At 71.7% G+C, this 9,735-nt stretch carries 8 protein-coding genes; 4 read left to right on the top strand and 4 right to left on the bottom strand.

Going from position 1 to position 9,735, the window contains the following annotated elements; all coding sequences use genetic code 11:
* The first annotated feature begins 690 nt into the window (after nucleotides 1-690).
* Nucleotides 691-1,236 carry a tetratricopeptide repeat protein gene (locus VGW35_22730; GenBank protein ID HEV8310487.1) on the top strand — a complete coding sequence of 182 codons (546 nt, stop codon included), beginning with the start codon at nucleotides 691-693 and terminating at the stop codon, nucleotides 1,234-1,236.
* Between the two features lie 189 nt (nucleotides 1,237-1,425).
* Here VGW35_22730 and VGW35_22725 read toward each other — a convergent pair whose 3' ends face one another.
* Complete coding sequence (locus VGW35_22725; GenBank protein ID HEV8310486.1) at nucleotides 1,426-2,241, bottom strand: ABC transporter permease; 816 nt, start codon at nucleotides 2,239-2,241, stop codon at nucleotides 1,426-1,428.
* Nucleotides 2,242-2,264: 23 nt separating this feature from the next.
* Nucleotides 2,265-3,227: an ABC transporter permease gene (locus tag VGW35_22720; protein HEV8310485.1), complete on the bottom strand. Its 963-nt coding sequence runs from the start codon at nucleotides 3,225-3,227 to the stop codon at nucleotides 2,265-2,267.
* 117 nt (nucleotides 3,228-3,344) lie between these two features.
* Here VGW35_22720 and VGW35_22715 point away from each other — a divergent pair, with 117 nt between their 5' ends.
* On the top strand, nucleotides 3,345-3,893 hold the full coding sequence (locus tag VGW35_22715; GenBank protein ID HEV8310484.1) for a carboxymuconolactone decarboxylase family protein: 549 nt from the start codon (nucleotides 3,345-3,347) through the stop codon (nucleotides 3,891-3,893).
* Between the two features lie 62 nt (nucleotides 3,894-3,955).
* Here the strand turns inward: VGW35_22715 and VGW35_22710 are convergent, their stop codons facing one another.
* A complete protein-coding gene (locus VGW35_22710; GenBank protein HEV8310483.1) occupies nucleotides 3,956-4,306 on the bottom strand; it encodes an aspartyl protease family protein in 351 nt (116 codons plus the stop codon).
* A gap of 130 nt (nucleotides 4,307-4,436) precedes the next feature.
* Here VGW35_22710 and VGW35_22705 point away from each other — a divergent pair, with 130 nt between their 5' ends.
* Complete coding sequence (locus VGW35_22705) at nucleotides 4,437-5,993, top strand: SpoIIE family protein phosphatase (protein HEV8310482.1); 1,557 nt, start codon at nucleotides 4,437-4,439, stop codon at nucleotides 5,991-5,993.
* Between the two features lie 25 nt (nucleotides 5,994-6,018).
* Nucleotides 6,019-6,399: an STAS domain-containing protein gene (locus VGW35_22700; protein HEV8310481.1), complete on the top strand. Its 381-nt coding sequence runs from the start codon at nucleotides 6,019-6,021 to the stop codon at nucleotides 6,397-6,399.
* Nucleotides 6,400-6,456: 57 nt separating this feature from the next.
* Here the strand turns inward: VGW35_22700 and VGW35_22695 are convergent, their stop codons facing one another.
* Nucleotides 6,457-9,621 (bottom strand): response regulator, encoded by a 3,165-nt coding sequence (locus VGW35_22695; protein HEV8310480.1) that lies wholly within the window; start codon nucleotides 9,619-9,621, stop codon nucleotides 6,457-6,459.
* Between the last annotated feature and the right edge of the window lie 114 nt (nucleotides 9,622-9,735).

Here is a 9,735-nt window from a genome sequence, read left to right as displayed (position 1 = left end):
GAGCGTCGAGCGACGCGGCCGGCTGCTCCTGCTCAACCCCGGGAGCGCCGGTCCTCGCCGCTTCACGCTGCCGGTCGCGCTGGCGCGACTCTACGTCAGGCCGGGGCGCCTCCACGCCCGGATCGTCACGCTCACCGTGGCGTCTCCCCGGATGAGCTGAGCCGCTGTGCTGCGGCGCGTTTTCCGGCGGTCTTCCGCCTCCCGCCGGAGCTTCCGGCGAAAGGCTTGACGCCTCGCCAGAAAAGGTGCTTTACTCCGCCTACCCTCGGACGGCCCACGCCGGCGTGAGAGCGCCCAGAACACCAGCCTGAACAGGCTCGCCACGCCGATGAGCGCGAGCACGGTACGGATGATGGGATGGGTGAGGACGTAACCCAGACCCTCCCGCAGATCCTCGAGGGCGGAAGTCGTGCGGGGCGGGACCGCGACCGGCCGGGTTTGCATGAGGAGCAGGGCGCGCCACACCAGGTGGGGCCGAAGACGGCGTGGGCGATGCCGGCAACGGCAGGATCGACGGCGGTCGCGTAGTGCAAGATCATGGCGTTCAGCGCGATGGCATTGCGGAGCGCCTCGCAGTCGACCATCTCGAGGACGAAGGATGCACTCGCACGCGGAACCCCTGCGGCGCCCGGAGCGTTGATGGGGCAGAGGGAGCGACCGCAGTCTGCCCGGAGGAACGAGGAGGAAAGCATGGCGACAGGGAAGACGTCGATCCGCTCGTTTTGCTGCGGCCTCGTCCTGGCCGGGCTGCTCGGTTTGCCGGCCGTCGGCCTTCCCGACGGTGGCGGCGGGGGTGGCGGCGGGAGTGGCAGCGGGGGAGGCGATCCCTTCGGCTCGAGCACTCGGGAGGATCCGGACTACACGGCCGCGGTCAAGGCCATCAAAGCCGGCGATTTCTCGGCCGCCAGCCGGCTCCTCGAGGGGGTCACCACCCGGGATGGCCAGAACGCGGACGCGTACAACTGGCTCGCCTACGCGATCCGGCGCGGCGGCGACCCGGAGCGGTCGATCCCGCTCTACGAGAAGGCGCTGGTGCTCGATCCCCGGCACCGGGGCGCCCACGAGTACATCGGCGAGGCCTACCTCGCGCTCGACAACTTGCCCAAGGCGAGGGAACACCTGGCCCGGCTCGACAAGCTCTGCTTCTTCCCGTGTTCCGAGTACCGAGACCTCAAGGAGGCCGTGGAGGCTTACGAGGCGAGCGGGGGCAAGAGCAAGCCGGCTGCCGCCCGCTGAGCGGCGCCTGACGGCGCGGGCTCGGCGCTCGCCCGGGGGGGACACGCCCGGACGCCTCGTGCGGCGAGGGGGCAGCCGGTCGAGCACACCGGGCGCGTTTCGTCGCCTGGCTTGGCGGGTTGCCGCTGGAAAGCCGGCGTCCCTGTCTTCGAGGCCGAACGGGACCGTCGTGAGCACGGCTTCGCTCGGTCACCCCAGCCCGCCCCGCAGCCGCGGGTCGGTGAGGTCGCGGATCGAATCCCCGAGAAGGTTCAGGGCGAACACGGCCAGGCTGATGGCCAGGCCCGGGAAGAACACCATCCAGGGCGCCGTCTCCAGGGCCTGGATGCCGGCGGTCAGCATCCCGCCCCAGGAGGGCTCGTCGGGCGGCGCCCCCGCTCCGATGAAGGAGAGCGAGGCCTCCACCACGATGGCGTAGGACACGTTGGTCGACATCAGGACGATGTAGCTCGCCAGGCAGTTGGGGATCAGGTGGCGCGCGATGATGCGCCAGTGCGAGCAGCCGGCAGCCTGCGCCGCTTCGATGAAGGGCGAGGCGCCGACGCCGAGGGCCACCGCCCGGAGGGTCCGCGCCGCGGTCGGGGTGAGCAGGATGGCCAGGGCCAGGATCACGTTGTTCACCGACTGGCCGAGCGCCGCCATCAGCGACAGGGCCAGGATGATCGGCGGGAGCGCCATCAGGCTGTCGACGACGCGCTGGCTGCCGGTGTCGGCGAAGCCGCCGAAGTAGGCCGTGACCACGCCCCAGAGCGACCCCAGGGTGACGCCGAAGACCACCGAGGCCAGGCCCACGTAGAGGGACAGGCGGGCGCCCCAGATCACCCGGCTCAGCACGTCGCGGCCCACCTGGTCCGTGCCCATCAGGAACTCGGCGCTCGGCGGCAGGTAGGGCGCGAAGGCCGCGTCCTTGGGACCGTGGGGCGCCAGCCGGGGCGCCCACACGGCCACCGCGAGCAGCCCGAGGACGACCAGGGCGCCGGCGGCGCCCAGCGGCTGGCGGGCCACGAGGCGGCCGAGGGGGGAGCGCGTCAGGCGTAGCGGATGCGGGGGTCGAGCCACGCGTAGAGCAGGTCCACGGTCAGGTTGACCGTGAGGAAGACCAGCGCCATCACGAAGACCAGCGCCTGCACGGTCGGATAGTCGCGCTGGCTCACCGCCTGGACCAGCGCCGTGCCCATGCCGGGAACCACGAAGATCATCTCCATGATGACGACACCGCCCAGGAGCCGGCCGCCCCACCAGCCGATGAAGGTCACGACCGGCAGGAGTGAGTTCCGCAGGGCGTGGCGATACACGACGGCCCGCTCGGCCAATCCCTTGGCGCGGGCCGTGCGGACGTAGTCTTGCCGGATCACCTCGAGCATCTGCGAGCGCGTGAGCCGTGTGATGGGGGCGCTGATGTAGTAGGCCTGGGCCACCGCCGGCCAGACGAGCTGCTTGAGGTTCTCCAGCGGGTTCTCGGTAAAGGCCACGAACTCGAGCGGCGGGAGCCAGCGGAAGAAGCGCACCAGGCCGTAGAGAATGAGGGCGCCCGTGAAGAAGAGCGGCAGGCTCAGGCCGGAGAGGCTCGCGATGCGGGCGGCGTAGTCGACGATGGTGTTCTGCCGGACGGCCGAGACCACGCCGAGCGGGATCGCCCAGAGGACCGCGATCACGAGCGTGAGGAAGGCCAGCTCCATCGAGCGGGGGAAGCGCTCGCGGAGGATCTCCCCCACCGGTCGCCGCTGCGTGTAGGACTGGCCGAAGTCCCCGCGCGCCGCGCCCCCCATCCAGTCGAGGTACTGGATGACCACGGGCTGGTCGAGCCCCAGCTCGTGGCGGATCTGCTGGATCTGTCGCTTCTGGATGGCACTCGACTCCGATCCGGTCTGGTAGACGAGGATCTCGGCGATGTCTCCGGGGACCAGGCGCATGAGGGCGAAGATGAGGATGGAGGCCCCGAAGAGCGTGGGAATGAAGAGAAGGAGACGGCGGACGACGTAGGTGCGCATGGAGGCGCGCCGGTATGCTACTGGCCCCCCGGGGCGGGCGTCAAGGCCAGCTCCGCGTTGACGCGCAGGCGACGGATGGGCAAGATGGGGCGACCGTCCGAGAAAGGAGACCGAGCGATGGCGCGCGTTCCGACGATCGAGAAGAGAGCGGATGTGCCCGCCGGCGGCGAGGCGGCCTGGGACCGTATCGCCGAGAGCCGCAAGAGCGTGGTGGGACCCTTCACCGTGCTCCTGCACAGCCCGGAGCTGGCGGCCCGCACCGCGCACCTGGGAGCCTACGTGCGCTTCGAGTCGGCGCTGGACCCGCCGGTACGGGAGCTGGTCATCCTCGCGGTGGCGCGCCAGATGGACTGCCGCTTCGAGTGGGCCGCGCACGTTCCGCTGGCCCGCCAGGCCGGCGTGCGCGAGGACGCCATCGCGGCGATTCGCGACCGGCGCATCCCCGCGGGGCTCACGGCCGGGGAGGCGCCCATCGTGCTGTACGTGACGCAGCTCCTGGGCGCGCACCGCGTGGATGACGCGACGTTCGCGGCCGTCCGCGAGCGCCTGGGGGTACCCGGGACGGTGGAGCTGACGGCGACGGCGGGCTATTACGCGATGATCGCCTGCGCGCTCAACGCGTTCGACCTCACGCCGGACGCGGCCGCCGAGCCGCTCCCCCCCTGACGCGACCCTTCAAGAAGACCATGTGCGTGATTGAGCGGAGCCAGGAGCAGGGCAGGGGGCTCTCAGCCGACGAAGCCTTCGACGGGGACCAACTTCTTGGCCACGGGGTCGACGGCCAGAAAGAGGCTTTCGAGGGCTACGGCGCCCAGCAGAGCGGGACCGCCCGGCGCAATGAAGCAGGGCGTGGTGACTTCTTGACCATCCAGGGCCAGGCGGACCTCGGCGACGGGCCACACGTCGCGTTGGCCCTCGGCCAGGATGACTGGCTGGGACCTCTGCGGAACGACTTCGAGCCGGTCCGCCAGCGGACGGGGAATCACGAGCAGGGTGGCGCCCGTGTCTACGAGCAGATCGATCTGCTCGACGCGGCCCGTGGGTCCCGTGATCCGGCCCTTGACCTGGAAAAGTCCCATGGGTGGAGACCTCTCGCTGCCCCTATTCTAGCGCGGCCGGCGTGATCGTCACCCGTGGACAAGACATTGCGCCTCGGTGCCCCCCGCGATACAATGCGTCACCGTTCCCGCGATCCACGGCGACCCTGACGTGATCGATCTCTCCGAGCGACGCATCCTGATCGTCGACGACACCAAGGCCAACATCGACCTGCTGGCGTCGGCCCTCAAGGGGGAGTACCGCCTCTCGGTGGCGCTGAGCGGCGAGGCGGCGCTCCGCGTCGTGGACAAGACGCCGCCCGACCTCATCCTCCTCGACGTGGTCATGCCCGGACTGGACGGCTTCGAGGTCTGCCGGCGCCTGCGCGAGAACAAGGCCACCCGGGACATCCCGATCATGTTCCTCACCGCCCTCGACGAAGTGTCGAGCAAGACCCAGGCCTTCGAGATGGGGGGCACGGACTACGTCACCAAGCCATTCGAGATGCTGGAGGTCAAAGCCCGGGTGCGGTCGTTGCTCAAGGCGAAAGCCTACAACGACGCCTTCCGGGAGATGGTGGCCAGCGAGCTGCGCATCGCCCGCAACATCCAGTCGAGCGCCCTGCCCCGCGAGTTCGAACCGCTGGCCGCCGGCACCGGCCTCGAGGTCCACGCGGTGATGGAGCCCGCCCGCGAGGTGGGGGGCGACCTCTACGACGTCCTCCGGTTGCCGGGCGGCCGGCTGTTCGCCGTCCTGGGCGACGTCTCCGGCAAAGGCATCCCGGCCGCCATGTTCATGATGGTGACGACCGCCCTCCTGCGGGTCGCGGCGCGGGACGGGCTGGACGCCCCGGCGCTCCTGGCCCGCCTGAACGATCAGCTCTGCGCCGACAACCCGACCTCGATGTTCGTCACCCTCACCTGCGCCGCGGTGGACGGCGCGGCCGGGACCGTCCGCTACGCCATCGCCGGCCACACCGCGCCCGTCCTCCTGACGGCCGGCGGCCAGGCGCGTCTGCTGGGCGGGAACCTCGGGACGATCGCGGGCGTCGAGCCGGGCCTCGCGTTTCCGTCGGCCGCGGTCGAGCTGGCCCCCGGGGACACGTTCGTGCTCTACAGCGACGGCGTGACCGAGAGCTTCGAGCCCGGAGGAAGGGCTTTCGGCGAGTCGGGTCTCCTGGCGGCGCTCCAGGGCGTCCGGGCCGCCTCGGCCCGGGAGGTCGTGGAGCGACTCCTGGCGGCGGTCCGCGCGTTCGCGGCCGGGGACGAGCCGTCGGACGACATCGCGATCCTCGCCCTCCGCCGCGCCCTGCCGGTGCCGCTCGACCTCCTGGTGCGGGCTGACCCCCACGCGGTGGTCGAAGCCACCGACCGGGTGCGGGCGTGGTGTACGGAGGCCGTGATCCCCGAGGAGGCGGCTCACGACCTCGCCCTGGCCCTCGAGGAAGTGGGGATCAACGTGGCCGTCCACGCCCTCCAGCGGCGCCCGGGGGCGAGCTTCCGCGTGCGGCTATGGCGCGAGGGCGGCGAGGCCCTGCTCGAGGTCCGCGACCCGGGCGAGGCCTTCAACCCCCTGGAGGCGCCGCCCCCCGTGATGGCGGAGACCCACGAGGACCAGCTTCCGGGCGGCCTCGGCATCTACCTGGTCAAGAGCCTCGTGACCCGCGCGGCGTGGACCCGCGAGGGGGAGGAGAACGTCCTCACGCTCGCGCGCGCCCTCGACGGGTAGCGAGCATCCGAGAAAGGGGTGCCCGATGTCCCTCAGGATCGAGATCGAGACCAACGTCGCGGGCGCGGAGCGAACGTCCCGGATCCGCCTGGAGGGCCGGCTGGACACCGCCACCTCGCCGCAGCTCGAGAAGGAGCTGGTGCCGCTGGTGGACGGCCGCTTCGACACCCTGATCTTCGACCTCGCCGGGCTGGAGTTCATCTCCAGCGCCGGGATCCGCGTCCTGGTCCACGCGCGCAAGACCATGCGGGCCCAGCTCGGGGGCGTTCTCATGGTCAACGCGCAGCCCCAGATCGTGAAGGTCTTCGAGATCATCAAGGCCCTGCCTGGCCTCGCGATCTTCAGCAGCCAGGCGGAGCTGGACCAGTACCTCGCCGAGATGCAGCGCCGCGTCCGCGGCGACTAGCTTTTCATCGATGTACCACGCGCTCGTTGGTCGGCGACTGGTTTCTCCGACACATTCCTAGCTTGGCGGAAGCGCGGCGGCCAGCTCGCGGGCGGCCCGCTGCGCCGCGTCGAAGTCCAGCTCGTCCAGCGCCCGGCTGAGGGCATCGAGCGCGGCGGCGAACTCCGCGCCGGGCAGAGCCGCCGTCAGGTCGCGGAGTCGGTCCGCCGCTTCCGGGCTCGACTCGTCGAGGAGCCGATCCATCTCCCGCAGGACCGCGTGGGCCCGTGCCGGGTCCAGCGTCGCCGGTCGAGCCGAGGGCGGGGTCCCGGCCGAAGGCACGGACTCCGCCCCCACCAGCCCGACCAGCAGGCGGACGACCTCACTCAGCCGCCCCTCCAGCGGGGCGAGCGCCCGGCGGCCGCCATCGGCATTTCCCGCCCCGAGGATCTTCTCCAGCGCCCCGGCCTCGGCCGCCAACTCGGCGGCCCCCACGGTCGCCGCCAGCCCCCTCAGGTTGTGGGCCAGGCGCGTGGCCAGGGCCAGGTCGCCGGCGTCCAGGGCCTCGCCGATCCGGGCCGCCGTCGTCCGCTCCTTCTCGACGAAGCCGGCGGCCAGACGCCGGTACAGCGTCGTGTTGCCTTCCAGGCGGCGGACGGCCGCGCGCACGTCGATCTCCCCGACACGGTCGGGGAGTCCGCGGTCAGGCGGCGCCGCCCTGCCGGTCTCCGGCTCGGGGGCCGCGCCGCGGTCGCCCGGCGAGCCGACCCACCGGGTGAGCGTTCGGAAGAGCGCCTCGAACTCGACCGGCTTCCCGACGTGGTCGTTCATCCCGGCCTCCAGGCACCGCTGGCGCTCCTCCACCAGGGCGTGGGCCGTCATGGCGATGATCGGCAGCGTCCGGAAGCGCGCGTCCTCGCGAATGCGGCGGGTCGCTTCGAGCCCGTCCATCTCGGGCATCTGGAGGTCCATGAGGATCGCGTCGTACGCTCCGTCGCTTCGGACCTTCTCCACCGCCTCGCGCCCGTTCACCGCGATGTCGACCTCGACCCCCGCCTGCTCCAGGAGCTCGGTCGCCACCATGCGGTTGACCTCGTTGTCCTCGACGAGGAGGAGCCGCGTGCCGTCCAGGCTGCCGACGCGGGGCACCGCCTCGGCCGCGGCCGAGGCCACCGACGCCGGAGCGACCACGCTCACCACGGTGTCGAGCAACGTCGAGGGGCTCACGGGCTTGACGAGGAAATGCCTCACCCCCGCCCTGGCCGCCGCCTCGCGGACCTCCTCCCGACCGAAGGCGGTCACCAGGACGACCTCGGGCGCGTGCCTCGCCCCGGCCTCGGCCCGGATGCGTTGCGCCGCCTCGATCCCGTCCATGCCGGGCATCCGCCAGTCCATGAAGACGAGGTCGAAGGCGGGTCCGGCCCGGAGGGTCGCCAGGGCGTCCTCCCCCGAGGAGGCCTGGATCACCGACACGCCCAGCCGCGCCAGGGGCTCGGCCAGGATCGCGCGGGCGGTCGCGTTGTCGTCCACGATCAGCACCCGGAGCGCGCGGAGCTGCTCGGGGAGCGCGCGGGAGCGGGCCCGACGGGTCCCCGGCCGGAAGCCGGCGGCGAAGTGGAACGTGCTGCCCGCGCCGGGCCGGCTCTCGACCCCGATCTCCCCGCCCATCAGCTCCACCAGCCGCTTGGAGATCGAGAGCCCGAGCCCGGTGCCTCCGTAGCGGCGGGTCGTGGAGCCGTCGGCCTGGGTGAAGGGACGGAAGAGCGTGGCCGTCTGCTCGGGAGTCATGCCGATTCCGGTGTCGCGGACGACGAAGGACAGGCGCACCTTCTCCGCCGACTGGTCGAGGACGCGCACCGCCAGATCCACCTCGCCCCGTTCCGTGAACTTCACGGCGTTCCCGAGGAGGTTCACGAGCACCTGGCCCAGCCGCAGCGGGTCGCCCACCAGGTCCCTCGGGACGTCGGGAGGGACATCGAAGAGGAGCTCGATCCCTTTGTCCTGGGCCCGCAGGTCCACCACGGCCAGCACGTTCTCGAGCACGGTGTCCAGCGAGAACTCCACATGTTCCAGGTCGAGCCGGCCCGCCTCGATCTTGGAGAAGTCGAGGATGTCGTTGATGACGCCGAGGAGCGACGTGCTGGCGGCCCGGATGCGAGTCAGGTAGTCGCGCTGTCGCGGGGAGAGGTCGGTTCTGAGCGCGAGCTGCGTCACGCCCGAGATGGCGTTCAGTGGCGTGCGAATCTCGTGACTCATGTTGGCCAGGAACTCGGCTTTCATCCGGGCCGCCTCCTCGGCCTTCTCCCGGGCCTCGCGGAGCACCTCGGCCACCCGGGCCCGCTGCGCCACGTCCGCCTCGATGGCCGCCGACATGCGGTTGAGCGTCTCCCCCAGCGTGCCGAGCTCCCTGGGGTTCCGGATCGCGTTCCGGCTGGCGTAGTCCCCGGCAGCGATGCGCCGGGCCTGGGCTTCCAGCGCGAAGATCGGCCGGAGCACGCGGCGCGTCCCGTGCACGGCCATGAGGACCGCCAGAAGGGCCAGCAGGCCGGTCAGCCACCGCGTCATCCGCACGTCGCGGGCCTGCACGGCCTGGAGCGCCGCCAGCTCCGCCTGCGTCCGCCGCTCCACGGCCTCCATGAAGCGGCCGATGGGCTCCATGATCCGGGCCTTCTGCCCGAGGTAGTCTTCCCCGTGGAGAATCTGCCGGGCGGTCGCCGGGTCCGGCGGCCCGGAGACCGTGTACTGACCCGCGGCGTCGGGGAACCGCCCCTTCATGGCCGCGAAGGCGCGCTGCTCGAGGGCGACCAGGGCGTCCGAGCGGCCCTGGGCCTCGGAGAGCAGGGCCATCTCGTCCGGCGTGAATCCGAGCCGCGCCATCCGAGCCTGGAACGACTCCCGCGGACCGGGCGCCCCCGGCGCGCGCCCGCCGCCCAGGACCAGGTCCCAGTACGTCGGCGAGTAGCCCTCCGGCCGCGGCAGCTCTCCATTGCGGATGCCCAGGATCTGGTGGAAGCGGCGCTCGAACTCCGGGTCGCCGGTCACCGCATAGAGGCGGGCCATGAGGGTGAGGTCGTCGGAGCTCTGCTTGAGCTCCTGAGCGATCTTCAGCGACGCGGCGCGGCGCTGCTCGCTGGCGACGAGGGCGACCTGGTTGTCGTGGAGGCGGAGGGCGAGGTAGACGAGGAGGGCCAGGAAGACCCCCGCCACCACCATGCCGGCCCGGTAGAGGGTTCGAAGGCGCACGCTGCGGCTCCCGGATCGCCGAGGCCGAACCTCGCGCGGGCGCGCGCGGTCATCGGCTCGTGCCATCATAGCACCGTCGCGGTCGATCGGCGTCCGGCGGGTTGCGACGGCGTG

Source organism: Candidatus Methylomirabilota bacterium, assembly GCA_036005065.1.
Taxonomy (GTDB): domain Bacteria; phylum Methylomirabilota; class Methylomirabilia; order Rokubacteriales; family DASRDR01; genus DASYQW01.
The sequence above is the reverse complement of the archived record's forward strand: the minus strand, read 5'-3'. Positions and strand labels throughout refer to the sequence as shown.

Coding starts and splice junctions, on each gene's coding strand:
- VGW35_22700 (HEV8310481.1), top strand. CDS start 6,019: ATGTCCCTCAGGATCGAGATCGAGACCAACGTCGCGGGCGCGGAGCGA.
- VGW35_22730 (HEV8310487.1), top strand. CDS start 691: ATGGCGACAGGGAAGACGTCGATCCGCTCGTTTTGCTGCGGCCTCGTC.
- VGW35_22720 (HEV8310485.1), bottom strand. CDS start 3,227: ATGCGCACCTACGTCGTCCGCCGTCTCCTTCTCTTCATTCCCACGCTC.
- VGW35_22710 (HEV8310483.1), bottom strand. CDS start 4,306: ATGGGACTTTTCCAGGTCAAGGGCCGGATCACGGGACCCACGGGCCGC.
- VGW35_22715 (HEV8310484.1), top strand. CDS start 3,345: ATGGCGCGCGTTCCGACGATCGAGAAGAGAGCGGATGTGCCCGCCGGC.